Raw genomic sequence first — 14,496 nt, 5'->3', positions numbered from 1 at the left:
CCGAACGCCCGTGTAGGGCGCATGACGCGCCAGCGTTATCCGCCGAATACTCGACCTGCGAAGTTACGCATCCTCCTTGCGCGGCCCCGGCACCCTCGGCCGGCGCAGGGCAATGCCGTGGCGCAGGAAGAACTCCTCCACGCCTTCGGTGGCATCGGTATAAAGCGTGCGGTCAGGGTGATCGGCGAGGAAACGCGCCATCAGCGCCAGGCCCGTTCCACGCAATTGAAGCCTCGGCAGTACGGCGATCTCCGCCAGCCAGGTGGTCTGCGCCGTCTCGCTTTCCGCGCGCAACAGGCCGACTACCTGTTCACCGTCCAGGGCCAGCAGGAAGTAGCTGGAGTATTCGTAGAGATCGCGCAGTTCCGCGGTAGTGCCAGGAGAGCCCCAGCCCACGGCGCGGTAAAGCGCGGCGATAGCGGCGCACTGAGCGTTGCTCAGCGGCGGGTTCTGCAGGATCGTCAGCGGCGTGTCGTGCATGGCGGCGCTCCTTTCTGGCGTTTCCTTCCTGGTGCAGTTCCAGTCTGCCTCATTCCCGAACTGCTGGGCTGATCCAGCGCAGTCAGGCTTCTCGTCGTTCGCGCAGCCACTGCGGGATGCGGCGCTCCAGATAATAGTCCGGACGCCCAGGCGATCCGCCGATGAAGCCGACATGGCCGCCATGGGGCAGCAGCTCCATCTGCGTCGAAGCGGACAGCTCGTCCAGTTGCGGCACGCTGTGGGCGTGGATGAAGGGATCGTCGCTGGACTGGATGATCAGTGTCGGCACGCGAATGCCGCCCAGGTAATAGCGGCTGGAGGCGCGGCGGTAGTAATCGTGCACATCGGCGAAACCGTGCAACGGCGCGGTCACCCGGTCGTCGAAATCCCAGAAGGTGCGCATGCCATCAAGCGGCCCGAGGCGTTCCAGAGCGGCGAGGTTTTCCGCGTGGCCGCCGGCGGCGAATGCCTGGCGCTTGGTCTGCACATAGGCCACCAGTTCGCGCATGAAGTGCGCCTGGTAGACCCTGGAGAAACCAATGCCGATACGGTCGGCGCACTGGTCCAGGCGGAAGGGTACCGACACTGCCACCGCGCCCTGCAGCGGGCAGCTGTCCGAGGCTTCGCCCAGGTACTTGAGCAGCACGTTGCCGCCCAGCGAATATCCCACCGCGTAAAGCGGCGCCATTGGCCGCTTCGCGCGGACGTGGGCAACCACCGAGGCGAGGTCCTCGCTGACGCCCGAGTGGTAGCCGCGGGGCAGCAGGTTCGACTCGCCCGAGCAGCCGCGCCAGTTCAGCGCGACACTGGCCCAGCCCTGCGCCGCCAGCTGTTGCTGCACGCCAAGGATGTAGTGCGAGGACGACGAGCCGGTCAGCCCGTGCAGCGCCAGCACCAGCGGCGCGTCCGCTTCATGCGGGCCGTGCCAGTCGAGGTCGATGAAATCGCCATCCTCCAGCCACAGTCGCTCGCGGGTGCGCTCGAGGCTGGGCGCCTTGCGTGCGAGCGAGCCATACAGGGTTTGCAGGTGCGGACCGGGTAGCCACCAGGCGGGTTTGAACGGGGAGGGTATAGTCATCACGGATCGAATGGGGCCGACGAGTTGTGATAGTAACGCCAAGTCGGCCGTACGATGGATGCCTCATGCATCGTCGCCAGGAAAACCCACGCAAAGGAGGGGATGGAATGTGGAAGAAAATCGCGGCGTTGAGCCTGGTCGTGTGGCTGGCCGCGTGCGGTGAACCGGTGCCGCAGGAGCACCGCTCCTACGTTGGCTTGTGGACCTCACCGCAGATGAGCCTGCTGGTCACGGCGGATGGCCGCGTCGCCTACAAGCGGGTTTCGGGCAGTACTTCAAAGTCCATCGAGGCGCCGATCAAGCGCTACGAAGCCGACGGTTTCACCGTGGGATTCGGCCCGTTCGACACGCACTTCAAGGTCTCCAGGCCGCCTTACCAGGATGGTAACCAATGGAAAATGGTGGTCGACGGCGTGGAATTGGTGCGCACCAGCACCGTCGATGTCGGCAAGTCGATCTGAGACCTGCAACCACCGCCACAAGGTCGAGCCGGGACGGCCGACCGCTTCAACCGACATGAGGATTGTCACGTATGTTCAGCCGTTGGGTTTTCCTGTCCGCTCTTTCACTGGCCCTGCCCACATTCGCCTCGGCCGAGGGCGCTTCGCCCGACGTCAGTGAGGCGCCGCCCGGTACCGAGCAGGGTGACGGGCGCGGCGAGCAGCTGTTCGCCGAATTCACCCGCCTCCACCAGGCCGCCGAGACGGGCAAGCCGCAAGCCCTGTTCGATTTCGGCGCCTACTTCTACCAGCAGCAGAACTACGCCGGCGCGCGCAAATGGTGGGGCAAGGCCGCCGAGGCCGGGATGGCTCGCGCACAGATCCAGCTGGCGATGCTCTATCGCGACGGTGACGGCGGCCCGGAGGACAAGGCGGAAGCGGCACGCTGGTTCCGCAAGGCCGCGGAGCAGGGCGACGCTGGCGCGCAGAACGAGATGGGCGTCCTCTACTGGGGCGGCGAAGGCGTCGACAAGGACCGGGTCAAGGCCGGCACCTGGTTCGAACGCGCAGCGGGGGCCGGCAGCGAAGACGCCGAAACCAACCTGGGATGGTTCTACCTGGATGACTCCCAGGGCATCTACGACGCTGCTTCCGAGGAAGAGGCTGCGCTGCAGGATCGCTACGCCGCCAGCCGGGAAAAGGCCTTCCAGTGGTTCTGCAAGGCGGCGACCCAGGGTAATGCCCGCGCCCAGTTCAAGGTCGGCGAGGCCTACTGGAACGGCTCCGGTGCCGGCATGAACAAGCTGCAGGCACGGCTCTGGCTGGAAAAGGCCGCGCAGCAGCAGGACGCGGAAGCCATCGCCTGGCTGAAGACTGCCGAGGACGCGGCCTGGTACACCCGCCTGGAAAACTGGACCCATGCCGCGCTGGATGGGGAGCTGTCCGGCAGCGCCGACTGCTCGGGCGTACCCGATCGCCGGCACGCCAATCGCGGTGTGGAGAGCGCCTCGCCTGAACCGGAGGCCGTGGAGGCCAGCGCAGTCGATGCAGCCGAGGCCGTCGACGCGGCGGAGCCGGCGAGCCAGTAGGCTCGCTACCAGCCGAATTCGTCGGCCAGGTCTTCCGCACGACGGGAGTCTCCCAGCAGCTTTGCCAGCTCGCTGATCAGCTCACGGCGGTAGACCGGGTTGACGCTGTAATCCTCGGCGAAGATGTCCTCGCCCGCGCCGCGCCACACGCGGGCGAAAGTGGCGAGGCAGGCGGTCATCTGCCAGAGGTCATCGAACATCGGTGCCGGGGCCCACGGGCCGCCATGCTGGTCGAAGAGGATCCGGCCGGTGGAGCACTCGAAGATGAAGGGGTCGGCACCCTGGTCCGCCACCACGATCCAGTCCTCGCTCCACCCTGCCAGCCGCTCGCCGGTCAGGCCGTGCCAGCGATAGCCGGCCTGCTGCTTCCACAGCTTCGCCAGCGAGGGGATGAAGAACGGATTGCCGGCGGTATCCAGGTTGCAGTCGCAGGGGCCGACTTCGCGATAGAAGCGTGCCAGCTCGGCGGGCAGGGTGACGTTACCGGCCCAGTCGCTGGCGGGCTGTTCGAAACAGCGCTCGTCCAGCGCCAGCAGTTGTTCGCGCAGGGCGTCCGGCATCCGTCAGCCTTCCCGCTGCCACAGCGCGTAATGCACCGAACCGGCCTTCTTCTCCCGGTGCAGCCGCCAGTTGGCCGGCAGGCCGAGGCTGGAGGGTACGGCTTCGCTTTCGGTGTAGACCCAGGCGTCCTTGGCCAGCCAGCCGCGTTCTTCCAGCAGGCGGCAGGTGTTCTGCAGCAGGTCCTGGTGGAACGGCGGGTCGAGGAAGACCAGGTCGAAGGGCTGCGCGGCCTGGTTATCCAGGTAGCGCAGCGAGTCGGTCATCACCAGTTGGCCGTTGGCGCACTTCAAGGTGTCGAGAGTGCTGCGCAGGGCGGCCACCGCTTCACCGTTGGTGTCCAGCGCGAGGCCCGCGCTGGCTCCGCGGGACAGCGCTTCGAGGAACAGCGCACCGCTGCCGGCGAAGGGGTCGAGCACGCGGGCGCCGGGGACGTAGGCCGCCAGCCAGTTGAACAGCGTCTCGCGCACCCGGTCCGGGGTCGGGCGCAGGCCCGGACCGTCAGGGAAGGCGAAGCGCCGGCTGCGCCACTCGCCGCCGATGATGCGCAGCTGGCCCTGGCCGCGGTGGGGCTTTTGTGCGGCGCGCGGGGCGCCGCCGGGTCGTTTGCTCATCAGTGCTCCGGTACGCCGGCAGGTTGCGCGGCGGGTTTGTCGGTGGGCGGTGGCAGCGGTTGCTGCGGCACCGTGGGGCCGGCGGTGACGATGACGAAGGCGTCCGGGTCGAGGTGGCGGCGCATTGCGGCCTTCACCTGCTCCACGCTCAGGCCCTGGACCTGGCTGAGGAAGGTCTCCAGGTAATCCAGCGGCAGGTTGTAGAAGCCGATGGCGCCCAGCTGGCCGACGATGTCGGCGTTGCTCGCGGTGGACAGCGGGAAGCTGCCGGCCAGCTCGCGCTTGGCGTCATCTAGTTCCTTCTGCGTCGGGCCCTTGTCGAGGTAGTCGCGAACGATGTCCTGGACCAGCTTGAGGGTGCCTTCGCTCATCTCGGCGCGGGTCTGCAGGCCGATAGTGAACGGCCCGCGCGATTGCATGCCGGTGAAGCCGGAATACACGCCGTAGGTCAGGCCGCGCTTCTCGCGCACCTGATCCATCAGGCGAGTACCGAAGCCGCCGCCGCCGAGGATCTGGTTGCCTAGGTAGAGCGCGGCGTAGTCCGGGTCGTTACGGGTGATGCCCAGCTGCGCCAGCATCAGCTGGGTCTGCTTGGACGGGAACTCGATGTGGGTGACGCCGGCCTTGGGTGTCTGCGGCTCGCCCGGCGCCGGCAGGGCGGGGCCCTTGGGCAGGGATTTCGAGACGCTGCCAGCGATGGCTTCGGCCTGCTCGCGGGTCAGGTCGCCGACCAGTGCGATGACCACGTTGCCGGCGGCGTAGGCCTTCTGGTGGAAGGTGCGCAGCTGGGCAACGCTGATCTTCGGCACCGATTTCTCGTTGCCGTCGCTGGAGTGGGCGTAGGGGTGATCACCATAGAGCCGCTTGAACAGCTCCAGGCCCGCCAGCTTGCCGGGGTTCTGCTTCTGGTACTCGAAGCCGGCCATGACCTGGTTCTTGATGCGCGCCAGGGCGTCCTCGGGGAAGGTCGGCTGGCCGATCACCTGGTCGAACAGCGCCAGCGCTGCGTCGCGCTTGGTCGGCTCGCTCAGGCTGCGCAGGCCGGCTACGGCCATGTCGCGGTAGGAGCCATTGCTGAAGTTGGCGCCCAGGTCGTCGAAGCCCGCGGCGATGGCGCTGGTGTCCTTGCCGGGCACACCTTCGTTGAGCATGGCGTTGGTCAGCATGGCCAGGCCGTAGCTGTCGCCGTCCTGGCTGCTGCCGGCGGCGAAGGTCAGGCGCAGGTCGAACATCGGCAGCTCATGGGCTTCGACGAAGAGCACGCGGGCGCCTTCGGCGGTCTGCCATTGCTGGATGTTCAGCTTGCGGTGGCTGGGCGCCTTGCCGGCGGCTTCGGCAAGCGATTGCAGGCCGGTGGGCGCAGCGTTTTCAGCGGCGGCCGGTTGAGCGGGCGCCGGCGTGACCGCTTCGGGCGCGGCGACGGGGCGGGAAACGAACAGCACCAGTCCGGCGATCAGCGCGATGACGATCAGCCCGACCAGGCCGTAGCGCAGGCCATTGCGTTCACTCATGGCTCGGCTCCTTGTCGGTGGCGACTTCCGGCAGGACCTGGGCGAGGGTCAGGCGGGAGCGGGTGAAATAGGTGCGGGCAGCTTGCTGGATATCTTCGGCGGTGACCGCCTGGATGGCTTCCAGGTCCTTGTCCGCCAGGCGCCAGCCGAGGCCGACGCTTTCCAGCTCGCCGATGGTGCTGGCCTGCCCGGCGATGGAGTCACGCTCGTAGACCAGCCCGGCAATGACCTGGGCGCGCACACGCTCCAGTTCCTCTTTGCTCGGCGGGTTCTGCTTGAGGTCTTCCAGTTGCTTCCACAGGGCGGCCTCGACCTGGTCGAGGGTCTTGCCGGTCTGCACGTTGGGCGTGGCCGAGAGGAAGAACAGGCCGTCGCCGCGGGAGAAGGCGTCATAGGAGGCCGAGGCCCCGGCGACGATTTCCTCGCCGCGCTCCAGGCGGGCGGCCAGGCGTGCGCTGTAGCCGCCGTCGAGAATCGCCGAGATCAGGCGCAGGGCGTTGATCTGCTTGGCGTCGTCGCTGCTGCCCAGGGTCGGCACGTTGAAGCCCATGATCAGGCTGGGCAGCTGGGTGCGCACGTGCAGCTTCAGGCGGCGCTCGCCCGGCTCGGCCAGCTCCAGCGGTTTGCGTGCGGCGGGCAGGTCGCGCTTGGGAATTTCGCCGAAGTACTTCTGCGCCAGGGCTTTCACCTCGTCGCCGGTGACGTCGCCGACCACCACCAGGGTGGCGTTGTTCGGCGCATACCAGGCCTGGTACCAGTGGCGCAGGTCGTCGATGGTCATGCGCTGCAGGTCGGCCATCCAGCCGATAGTCGGCGTGCGGTAGCCGCTGGCGGGGTAGGCGGCGGCCTTGAAGCGCTCGAACGCCAGCGCGCTGGGTTTGTCCTCGGTGCGCAGGCGGCGTTCTTCCTTGATCACCTCGATCTCGCTCTTGAACTGGTCGGCCGGCAGGGCGAGGTGCGCCATGCGGTCGGCTTCCAGCTCCAGCGCCACCGGCAGGCGGTCGCGGGCGAGCACCTGGTAATAGGCGGTGTAGTCGTCGGTGGTGAAGGCGTTCTCTTCTGCACCGAGGTCGCGCAGTACCAGCGAGGCCTGGCCAGGGCCGAGCTTGCGGCTGCCCTTGAACATCATGTGCTCCAGGGCGTGGGAGAGACCGGTGAGGCCGGGCGTCTCGTAGCTGGAGCCGACCTTGTACCAGAGCTGGGAGACCACCACGGGGGCGCGATGGTCTTCGCGGACGACGACCTTCAGGCCGTTGTCCAGGGTGTATTCGTGGGTGGGCTGTGGTTCCGCGGCGCTCGCCATCAGCGGCAGCAACAGGGAGCCGAGCAACAGGCCGGCATGGCGGCGTGCAAGGGTTTTCATCGTGGACTGAACCTTTCGGGCTGTCCGCGGGGTCTATGCAGGCTGGCGGCCAGCCTCTTAACCCCGGCGGGCGAGGAGATGCTAGGATACCCATCCGTTTTCCGGGCGGCCACGTTCAGGGCTTCTCAAAGCTGTTTCGAGGCTTTTTTCTGCCTGGCTCTTTGTTGCCTGCCTGTGTGGCGCCCCCTAGAGATTCGATCCCTACATGTTTGGTTCCAACGACGACAAGAAGGCCCCGCCAGCCGGGGAGAAGAAGGGTCTGTTCGGCTGGTGGCGCAAGAAGCCACAGGCCGAGGAACAACCCGCCGCCGAAGCCGAGCCGCAGGTAGAACAGCCTGTTGCCGTCGAACCGGTTCCCGCCACCGAGCAGGCTCCCGCCGCCCAGGCCGAGCCGGTCGCCCCGCGTGCCGAGCTGGCAGCGGAACCGACGCCCGAGCCGATAGTCGACGTGGTGCCGGCCAGCGTGCCGGTCGAGCCGCTGGCGCAACCCGCCCCGCAACCTGAGCCGCAGCCCGCCGCGCAGCCGGTCGTTGCCGAGGCGCCGCAGCCCGCTGCGCAACCAGTTGCCCCCGTCGAGCAGGCGCCTGTCGCCGCACCGGCTCAGCCCGACCCCGTTGCCGAAGCGCCCGTCGTGGTCGCCCAGCCGGAACCCGAGCCCGCTCCGCAACCTGAACCCGAACCGCAGGCCAAGCCTGCTACCAGTGAACCGGCCAAGATAGGCTTCTTCGCCCGCCTCAAGCAGGGCCTGTCGAAGACCAGCGCCAGCCTCGGCGAAGGCATGGCCAGCCTGTTCCTGGGCAAGAAGGCCATCGACGATGACCTGCTGGACGAGATCGAGACCCGCCTGCTGACGGCCGACGTCGGGGTCGAAGCCACCACCACCATCGTGCAGAACCTGACCAAGCGCGTGGCGCGCAAGGAACTGGCCGACAGCGAAGCGCTGTACAAGGCCCTGCAGGAAGAACTGGCCGGCCTGCTGCGTCCTGTCGAGCAGCCGCTGACCATCACCACCGACAAGCAGCCCTACGTGATCCTGGTGGTCGGTGTGAACGGCGTCGGCAAGACCACCACCATCGGCAAGCTGGCCAAGAAGCTGCAGCTGGATGGCAAGAAGGTCATGCTGGCCGCCGGCGACACCTTCCGCGCCGCCGCTGTCGAGCAACTGCAGGTCTGGGGCGAGCGCAACAACATCGCGGTGATCGCCCAGCACACTGGCGCGGACTCCGCCTCGGTGATCTTCGACGCCGTGCAGGCGGCCAAGGCCCGTGGCGTGGACGTGCTGATTGCCGACACCGCCGGTCGCCTGCACACCAAGGACAACCTGATGGAAGAGCTGAAGAAGGTGCGCCGCGTGATCGGCAAGCTGGACGAGACGGCTCCACATGAAGTCCTGCTGGTGCTGGATGCCGGCACCGGGCAGAACGCCATCAACCAGGCCAAGCAGTTCAACAACGCCGTGGAACTCACCGGCCTGGCCCTGACCAAACTGGACGGCACCGCCAAGGGCGGGGTGATCTTCGCCCTGGCCAAGCAGTTCGGCCTGCCGATCCGCTACATCGGTGTCGGCGAAGGGATCGACGATCTTCGAACCTTCGAGGCTGACGCCTTCGTCCGTGCACTTTTCGAGACCCGGGAAATCGCATGATCCGTTTCGAGCAGGTTGGCAAACGCTATCCCAACGGCCATGTCGGCCTGCACGAGATTTCGTTCCGCGTGCCGCGCGGCGAGATCATGTTCGTCACCGGCCACTCCGGCGCGGGCAAGAGCACCCTGCTGCGCCTGATCCTGGCGATGGAGCGGCCCACCTCCGGCAAGCTGCTGCTCGGCGGGCAGGACGTCTCGCGCATCTCCACCGCGCAGATTCCCTTCCTGCGGCGGCAGATCGGCGTGGTGTTCCAGAACCACCAGTTGCTCGACGACCGCAGCGTATTCGACAACGTCGCCCTGCCGATGCAGATCCTCGGCCTGCCCAAGGCGGACATCGCCTATCGCGTCGAAGCGGCCCTGGATCGGGTGAACCTCAAGGAGAAGGCCGAGGACCGTCCGTCCGACCTTTCCACCGGCCAGCAGCAACGCGTCGGCATCGCTCGTGCGGTGGTACACCGTCCGGCCCTGCTGCTCGCCGACGAGCCCACCGGTAACCTCGACCCGCGCCTGGCCTCGGAAATCATGTCCGTGTTCGAAGACATCAACCGTCTGGGCACCACCGTGCTGATCGCCAGCCACGACCTGGCGCTGATCGCACGCATGCGCCACCGGATGATCACCCTGCAGCGCGGGCGGATCATCGCCGATCGTGAGGAGAACGCCTGATGAGCGCCAATGACCTGCCCCGCGGCGACGAAGAAGGCACCCCCACGCGCAATACGCGCGAGCGCCCGGACGACAACGAACACCAGGATCACAGCGCCTCCCTCTCGGCCTACGCGGAAAACCACCGCGCCAGCCTGATGGACAGCCTGCACCGCCTGGTCAGCCACCCATTCGGCAGCTTCTTCACCTGCCTAGTGATGGGCATCACCCTGAGCCTGCCCATGGGCCTGTCGCTGCTGCTGAACAATGTGGAGCGCCTTGGCGGCTCCTGGCAGCGCGCCGCCCAGATTTCCCTGTTCCTTGACCTGAAGGCCAGCGAGGCCCAGGGCCAGGACCTGCGCGAACAGATCGAGAAAATGCCCGATGTGATCGAGGCGCAGCTGATCAGTCGCGACGACGCGCTGAAAGAACTGCAGGAGCAGTCCGGCCTCGGCGAAGCGTTGAAGGAACTGCCTGACAACCCGCTGCCGGCGGTGATTTCGGTGACGCCCAAGCAGATCGACAAAGCCCAGCTGGATGCCTTGCGTCAACGGCTGGCGGAACTGCCGGGTGTACAACAGGCGCAGCTGGACCTGGTCTGGGTCGAGCGGCTGTCGGCAATCCTCAAGCTGGGTGACCGCTTCGTCTTCGGCCTGACGCTCCTGCTGGTGCTGACTCTGCTGCTGGTGATCGGCAATACCATCCGCCTGCACATCGAAAACCGCCGTAACGAAATCGAAGTCATCAAGCTGGTTGGCGGGACGGACGGTTACGTGCGCCGCCCCTTCCTCTATATGGGCGCGCTCTATGGCCTGGGTGCGGGCATCCTGTCCTGGGCCCTGCTGGCCTTCGGCCTGGACTGGCTGAACAGCTCCGTGGTCAACCTGGCCGGGCTGTACGGCAGTGATTTCGGCCTGGCGGGCGTACCGGTAGACGACGGCCTGTCGCTCACTGTGGGCGCCGTGCTGCTGGGCTGGATCGGCGCCTGGCTGGCCGTGGCGCGCCACCTGCGTGAGCTGGCGCCGCGCTGAAACCCCCTGAATTTACTGGGGTTAAGTGGGTGTAAAGGAACTTTTACACCCGCTTGCAGTCAGATTTCGCAGTGCTACACTGCGCGAGTTTCGTGAATCGGAGGATTCGCATGACCACTTCTCTGCAACCTGTTTATGCCCTGGCTCCCGGTGCGAACCTGGAAGCCTATGTGCACTCGGTGAACAGCATTCCGCTGCTGACGCCGGAGCAGGAGCGCGAACTGGCCGAACGCCTCTTCTACCAGCAAGATCTGGAAGCGGCACGGCAAATGGTTCTGGCGCACCTGCGCTTTGTTGTGCACATCGCCCGGAGTTATTCCGGGTACGGCCTGGCCCAGGCCGATCTGATCCAGGAAGGCAACGTCGGCCTGATGAAGGCCGTGAAGCGCTTCAACCCGGAAATGGGTGTGCGCCTGGTGTCGTTCGCCGTCCACTGGATCAAGGCGGAAATCCATGAGTTCATCCTGCGCAACTGGCGGATCGTGAAAGTCGCGACCACCAAGGCGCAGCGCAAGCTGTTCTTCAACCTGCGCAGCCAGAAGAAGAAACTGGCCTGGCTGAGCAACGACGAAGTGCACCGCGTCGCGGAAACCCTCGGTGTCGAGGCCCGCGAAGTCCGCGAGATGGAAAGCCGTCTCACCGGGCAGGACATGGCCTTCGACCCGGCGGCGGATGCCGACGACGAGAGCGCCTACCAGTCACCGGCGCACTATCTGGAAGACCATCGCTACGACCCGGCGCGCCAGCTGGAGGAAGCGGACTGGAGCGACAGCTCCACCGCCAGCCTGCACGAGGCGCTGGAAGGCCTGGACGACCGCAGCCGCGATATCCTCTACCAGCGTTGGCTGGCCGAGGAGAAGGCGACCCTGCACGACCTGGCGGCCAAGTACAACGTGTCCGCCGAGCGGATTCGTCAGCTGGAAAAGAACGCGATGAACAAGCTCAAGGGTCGCATCGAAGCCTGACCGGCTTCGACGCGCCCTGCGAGTCGCGAACCGCACCCTGGTGCGGTTTTTTTCTGCCCGCATTCAGCGTCTGGAGAGTCCCATGCCGCGCCTGCGTCCCGTCCACGGGATGTTCTTCCTGGTCATCGCCCTGCTGGCCTTCGGCCTGGGCACCTGGGTTGCTCGTACTTCGGCGCCGCCCAAGCCGCCGCAGTGGTTCAACGACTGGAAGGAAAAGGTCTTCGAGCCGCTGGCCGACGACAAGCTCACTCTGAATGATCTGCAGAATCAGCAGGCCGGCGAGCTGTGGCTGACCGCCAGCCAGGACGGCCCGCAACTGCATTACCGCGGCAGGCTGGTGACGGAAGAGGGGCCTTGGCACGTCGAGGCGGAATTGGCCCTGAGCGACGCCGAGCATGCCAGCCTGGCCAAGGCCACCGGCATGCAGCCGACCAGCAGGGACCAGCCGCTAAGCGCCGAGCTGATGGGCCAACTGGGGAACAAGCCGGTCTCCGAGCTGGCGCTGGCGCCGCAGGAAGACCTGGCGGTCGGTCGCCTGGCGGTGAGCCTGGGCGACCCGCGCCTGCGCCTGCAAGTGGATGGCGGCGAGGCCTGGGTCTATCCGGAGAAGGGCATGACCCTGCTGCACCGCGATGGCACCCTGCAATGGGTGCGGGTGGTGCCGCGCAATACCCTCAAGGTCAGCGAGACGCCTTAAAGGCGTTCGAGAAAGTCGCTGCCGCCCAGCTGCCACATCTGCTGGCGAATCCACGAGGCGCGCTGGCGCACGTAAGGACCGGGCTTGCCGGCACTCCACTTGCGCGGGTTGGGTAGCACGGCGGCCAGCAGGCTGGACTGCTGTTGCGACAGGCGCTTGGCGTCGACGCCGAAGTGGTGCTGGGCAGCGGCCTGGGCGCCGAATACGCCGGCATCCCATTCCACGCTGTTGAGGTAGACCTCGAGAATCCGCTGCTTGGACCAGAAAGTCTCGATCAGCAGGGTGAACCAGGCCTCGAAGCCCTTGCGTACCCAACTGCGGCCGGTCCAGAGGAAGACGTTCTTCGCCACCTGCTGGCTGATGGTGCTGCCGCCACGAACCTTGCCGCCTTGTTCGTTGTGAGTGAACGCCTTCTGGATCGCCGGCAGGTCGAAGCCGTGGTGCTCGGCGAACTTCTGGTCCTCGCTGGCGATCACCGCGAGCTTGAGGCTGTCAGGCAGCTCGTCCCAGGGGCGCCAGCTGCGCTGCAGGTCGATGGGCTGCCCGTTGAACCAGGACTCGACCTTGCGCTCGACCATCACCATGGTTCCCGGCGGCGGTACCCAGCGCAGGACGATGACCAGCCCGACGCTGATGGCGACGAACCAGAGCGTGATCTTCAGCAGGCGACGGAGCAGCTTGGGCATTCGAGGCTTTGACTGGGCGGATGAGCGGGCCATTATAGCGGCACTCACCTGTCTGGAGCTGTCCCATGCTGCGTACTTTCCTGATGCTCGCCGCCTTCTTCGGTTTCACCGGGGTCGCCCTCGGCGCCTTCGCCGCCCATGGCCTGAAAAGCAAGCTCACACCCGAGTACCTGGCGGTGTTCCAGACCGGCGTGCACTACCAGATGCTGCATGCCCTGGCGTTGTTCGGTGTGGCGCTGCTCTCGGCGCATGTCGGCGGCACCCTGGTCAGCCTTGCCGGCTGGGCCTTCACTGTCGGCATCCTGCTGTTTTCCGGCAGCCTCTACCTGCTGACCCTGGCTGGACTGGGCGTGGGCATCATTACCCCGATCGGCGGCCTGTTCTTCCTGATCGGTTGGGCGCTGCTGCTGGCCGCGGCCTTCCGCCTGGGTTGACCCGGACGTCAGAAAAGCCCGAGTGCGACGCTCCGGTAACTTGGTCATCGGGCGTGATCGGGCTAGAATGCGACCCCCTCCAGCAACGACCGTCCCGCCCATGCGTATTCAGTTGAACGGCGAACCCTTCGAGCTGCCCGACGGCCACAGCGTCGCCAACCTGCTCGAGCGTCTCGACCTCACCGGCAAGCGTGTCGCGGTCGAGCTCAACCAGGACATCGTGCCGCGCAGCCAGCACGCCGCCACCGCCCTGAGCGAAGGCGACCAGGTGGAAGTGGTGCATGCCATCGGTGGCGGCTAGCAGCCGCCTCCCAGACTTTCAGGCCCCGCCCGCCTTTCCTTCAGGAGTGATCCGATGAGCCAAACCAACTCCAACCTGCCGGTCGACAAGCCCTTTACCCTGGCTGGCCGTACCTACAATTCGCGCCTGCTGGTCGGCACCGGCAAGTACAAGGACCTCGAAGAGACCCGCGTCGCCATCGAAGCCTCGGGTGCCGAGATCGTCACTGTCGCCGTGCGCCGTACCAACATCGGTCAGAACCCGGGCGAGCCCAACCTGCTGGACGTGATCCCGCCGGATCGCTACACCATCCTGCCGAACACCGCCGGCTGCTACGACGCCGTCGAGGCCGTGCGTACCTGCCGTCTGGCCCGTGAGCTGCTGGATGGACACAACCTGGTCAAGCTGGAAGTCCTGGCCGACCAGAAGACCCTTTTCCCCAACGTCGTCGAAACCCTCAAGGCCGCCGAAGTGCTGGTCAAGGACGGCTTCGACGTCATGGTGTACACCAGCGACGACCCGATCATCGCGCGCCAGCTGGCCGAGATCGGCTGCATCGCGGTGATGCCGCTGGCCGGCCTGATCGGCTCGGGCCTAGGCATCTGCAACCCGTACAACCTGCGCATCATCCTCGAAGAAGCCACCGTTCCGGTGCTGGTGGACGCTGGCGTGGGCACTGCCTCCGATGCCACCATCGCCATGGAGCTGGGCTGCGAGGCCGTGCTGATGAATACCGCCATCGCCCACGCGCAGAACCCGGTGATGATGGCCGAGGCCATGAAGCACGCCATCGTCGCCGGCCGCCTGGCTTACCTGGCCGGCCGTATGCCGCGCAAGCTGTACGCCAGCGCGTCGTCGCCGATGACCGGTCTGATCAACTAAGTATTTCCATCCCGACGCGCGGGCCGGTTTGCCGAAGGCAGCCGGCCCGCGTGTGCATTTACCCGCAAGGTCCGAGTCATGAGTGACATTCCCGAGA

17 protein-coding genes are annotated in these 14,496 nt (G+C 66.4%); 10 read left to right on the top strand and 7 right to left on the bottom strand.

What is annotated here, in order from left to right; translation table 11 throughout:
* Nucleotides 1-63 precede the first annotated feature (63 nt).
* Both FAS41_RS00200 and FAS41_RS00195 read right to left on the bottom strand, forming a co-directional pair.
* Nucleotides 64-480 carry a GNAT family N-acetyltransferase gene (locus FAS41_RS00200; protein WP_138519722.1) on the bottom strand — a complete coding sequence of 139 codons (417 nt, stop codon included), beginning with the start codon at nt 478-480 and terminating at the stop codon, nt 64-66.
* Between the two features lie 82 nt (nt 481-562).
* On the bottom strand, nt 563-1,558 hold the full coding sequence (locus tag FAS41_RS00195) for a hydrolase (RefSeq protein WP_171049416.1): 996 nt from the start codon (nt 1,556-1,558) through the stop codon (nt 563-565).
* A 107-nt stretch (nt 1,559-1,665) separates the two neighbouring features.
* On the opposite strand from FAS41_RS00195, the gene FAS41_RS00190 reads away from it, so the two are divergent.
* Nucleotides 1,666-2,019, top strand: a complete 354-nt coding sequence (locus FAS41_RS00190; protein ID WP_138519721.1) for a hypothetical protein — start codon at nt 1,666-1,668, stop codon at nt 2,017-2,019.
* 71 nt (nt 2,020-2,090) lie between these two features.
* Entirely contained in the window at nt 2,091-3,086 is a 996-nt protein-coding gene (locus FAS41_RS00185; RefSeq protein ID WP_138519720.1) for a tetratricopeptide repeat protein, read from the top strand.
* Nucleotides 3,087-3,091: 5 nt separating this feature from the next.
* On the opposite strand, the gene FAS41_RS00180 is transcribed toward FAS41_RS00185, so the two are convergent.
* From FAS41_RS00180 to FAS41_RS00165, 4 genes are read right to left on the bottom strand one after another with little or no spacing between them, the layout of a single operon-like run.
* Complete coding sequence (locus tag FAS41_RS00180; RefSeq protein ID WP_138519719.1) at nt 3,092-3,646, bottom strand: hypothetical protein; 555 nt, start codon at nt 3,644-3,646, stop codon at nt 3,092-3,094.
* 3 nt (nt 3,647-3,649) lie between these two features.
* Nucleotides 3,650-4,258: a 16S rRNA (guanine(966)-N(2))-methyltransferase RsmD gene (rsmD, locus tag FAS41_RS00175; RefSeq protein WP_138519718.1), complete on the bottom strand. Its 609-nt coding sequence runs from the start codon at nt 4,256-4,258 to the stop codon at nt 3,650-3,652.
* On the bottom strand, nt 4,258-5,769 hold the full coding sequence (locus tag FAS41_RS00170) for a M16 family metallopeptidase (protein ID WP_138519717.1): 1,512 nt from the start codon (nt 5,767-5,769) through the stop codon (nt 4,258-4,260). Before FAS41_RS00170 ends, rsmD begins: the two co-directional genes overlap by 1 nt.
* Entirely contained in the window at nt 5,762-7,132 is a 1,371-nt protein-coding gene (locus tag FAS41_RS00165; protein ID WP_138519716.1) for a M16 family metallopeptidase, read from the bottom strand. Before FAS41_RS00165 ends, FAS41_RS00170 begins: the two co-directional genes overlap by 8 nt.
* A 205-nt stretch (nt 7,133-7,337) precedes the next feature.
* Between FAS41_RS00165 and ftsY the strand changes: the two genes are divergently transcribed.
* The 5 genes from ftsY (at nt 7,338) to FAS41_RS00140 (ending at nt 12,117) form a co-directional block, all read left to right on the top strand.
* The gene (gene ftsY / locus FAS41_RS00160) at nt 7,338-8,777 is read left to right on the top strand and encodes a signal recognition particle-docking protein FtsY (protein WP_138519715.1); all 1,440 of its coding nucleotides are present in this window, start codon (nt 7,338-7,340) and stop codon (nt 8,775-8,777) included.
* Complete coding sequence (gene ftsE / locus FAS41_RS00155) at nt 8,774-9,445, top strand: cell division ATP-binding protein FtsE (RefSeq protein ID WP_138519714.1); 672 nt, start codon at nt 8,774-8,776, stop codon at nt 9,443-9,445. The genes ftsY and ftsE overlap by 4 nt, the downstream gene beginning before the upstream one ends.
* Nucleotides 9,445-10,455: a permease-like cell division protein FtsX gene (ftsX, locus tag FAS41_RS00150; RefSeq protein ID WP_138519713.1), complete on the top strand. Its 1,011-nt coding sequence runs from the start codon at nt 9,445-9,447 to the stop codon at nt 10,453-10,455. Before ftsE ends, ftsX begins: the two co-directional genes overlap by 1 nt.
* Before the next feature lie 110 nt (nt 10,456-10,565).
* Entirely contained in the window at nt 10,566-11,420 is an 855-nt protein-coding gene (rpoH, locus tag FAS41_RS00145; protein ID WP_045213023.1) for an RNA polymerase sigma factor RpoH, read from the top strand.
* A gap of 82 nt (nt 11,421-11,502) precedes the next feature.
* A complete protein-coding gene (locus FAS41_RS00140; protein WP_138519712.1) occupies nt 11,503-12,117 on the top strand; it encodes a hypothetical protein in 615 nt (204 codons plus the stop codon).
* Here the strand turns inward: FAS41_RS00140 and mtgA are convergent.
* Nucleotides 12,114-12,836, bottom strand: a complete 723-nt coding sequence (mtgA, locus tag FAS41_RS00135; protein WP_138519711.1) for a monofunctional biosynthetic peptidoglycan transglycosylase — start codon at nt 12,834-12,836, stop codon at nt 12,114-12,116. The genes FAS41_RS00140 and mtgA overlap by 4 nt on opposite strands.
* Nucleotides 12,837-12,868: 32 nt before the next feature.
* Between mtgA and FAS41_RS00130 the strand changes: the two genes are divergently transcribed.
* From FAS41_RS00130 to FAS41_RS00120, 3 genes are all read left to right on the top strand, one after another.
* The gene (locus FAS41_RS00130) at nt 12,869-13,237 is read left to right on the top strand and encodes a DUF423 domain-containing protein (RefSeq protein WP_138519710.1); all 369 of its coding nucleotides are present in this window, start codon (nt 12,869-12,871) and stop codon (nt 13,235-13,237) included.
* 100 nt (nt 13,238-13,337) lie between these two features.
* Complete coding sequence (gene thiS / locus FAS41_RS31010; RefSeq protein WP_017520101.1) at nt 13,338-13,538, top strand: sulfur carrier protein ThiS; 201 nt, start codon at nt 13,338-13,340, stop codon at nt 13,536-13,538.
* Between the two features lie 54 nt (nt 13,539-13,592).
* Nucleotides 13,593-14,399: a thiazole synthase gene (locus FAS41_RS00120; protein WP_045213012.1), complete on the top strand. Its 807-nt coding sequence runs from the start codon at nt 13,593-13,595 to the stop codon at nt 14,397-14,399.
* Nucleotides 14,400-14,496 lie beyond the last annotated feature (97 nt).

The organism is Pseudomonas nicosulfuronedens, assembly GCF_005877905.1.
GTDB lineage: Bacteria > Pseudomonadota > Gammaproteobacteria > Pseudomonadales > Pseudomonadaceae > Pseudomonas > Pseudomonas nicosulfuronedens.
This window is presented reverse-complemented; position numbering and strand designations above follow the sequence as displayed.

Bases quoted from the DNA above. Each gene is read 5' to 3' on its own strand.
- FAS41_RS00200 (WP_138519722.1), bottom strand. From the start codon at position 480: ATGCACGACACGCCGCTGACGATCCTGCAGAACCCGCCGCTGAGCAAC.
- FAS41_RS00195 (WP_171049416.1), bottom strand. From the start codon at position 1,558: ATGACTATACCCTCCCCGTTCAAACCCGCCTGGTGGCTACCCGGTCCG.
- FAS41_RS00190 (WP_138519721.1), top strand. From the start codon at position 1,666: ATGTGGAAGAAAATCGCGGCGTTGAGCCTGGTCGTGTGGCTGGCCGCG.
- FAS41_RS00185 (WP_138519720.1), top strand. From the start codon at position 2,091: ATGTTCAGCCGTTGGGTTTTCCTGTCCGCTCTTTCACTGGCCCTGCCC.
- FAS41_RS00180 (WP_138519719.1), bottom strand. From the start codon at position 3,646: ATGCCGGACGCCCTGCGCGAACAACTGCTGGCGCTGGACGAGCGCTGT.
- rsmD (WP_138519718.1), bottom strand. From the start codon at position 4,258: ATGAGCAAACGACCCGGCGGCGCCCCGCGCGCCGCACAAAAGCCCCAC.
- FAS41_RS00170 (WP_138519717.1), bottom strand. From the start codon at position 5,769: ATGAGTGAACGCAATGGCCTGCGCTACGGCCTGGTCGGGCTGATCGTC.
- FAS41_RS00165 (WP_138519716.1), bottom strand. From the start codon at position 7,132: ATGAAAACCCTTGCACGCCGCCATGCCGGCCTGTTGCTCGGCTCCCTG.
- ftsY (WP_138519715.1), top strand. From the start codon at position 7,338: ATGTTTGGTTCCAACGACGACAAGAAGGCCCCGCCAGCCGGGGAGAAG.
- ftsE (WP_138519714.1), top strand. From the start codon at position 8,774: ATGATCCGTTTCGAGCAGGTTGGCAAACGCTATCCCAACGGCCATGTC.
- ftsX (WP_138519713.1), top strand. From the start codon at position 9,445: ATGAGCGCCAATGACCTGCCCCGCGGCGACGAAGAAGGCACCCCCACG.
- rpoH (WP_045213023.1), top strand. From the start codon at position 10,566: ATGACCACTTCTCTGCAACCTGTTTATGCCCTGGCTCCCGGTGCGAAC.
- FAS41_RS00140 (WP_138519712.1), top strand. From the start codon at position 11,503: ATGCCGCGCCTGCGTCCCGTCCACGGGATGTTCTTCCTGGTCATCGCC.
- mtgA (WP_138519711.1), bottom strand. From the start codon at position 12,836: ATGGCCCGCTCATCCGCCCAGTCAAAGCCTCGAATGCCCAAGCTGCTC.
- FAS41_RS00130 (WP_138519710.1), top strand. From the start codon at position 12,869: ATGCTGCGTACTTTCCTGATGCTCGCCGCCTTCTTCGGTTTCACCGGG.
- thiS (WP_017520101.1), top strand. From the start codon at position 13,338: ATGCGTATTCAGTTGAACGGCGAACCCTTCGAGCTGCCCGACGGCCAC.
- FAS41_RS00120 (WP_045213012.1), top strand. From the start codon at position 13,593: ATGAGCCAAACCAACTCCAACCTGCCGGTCGACAAGCCCTTTACCCTG.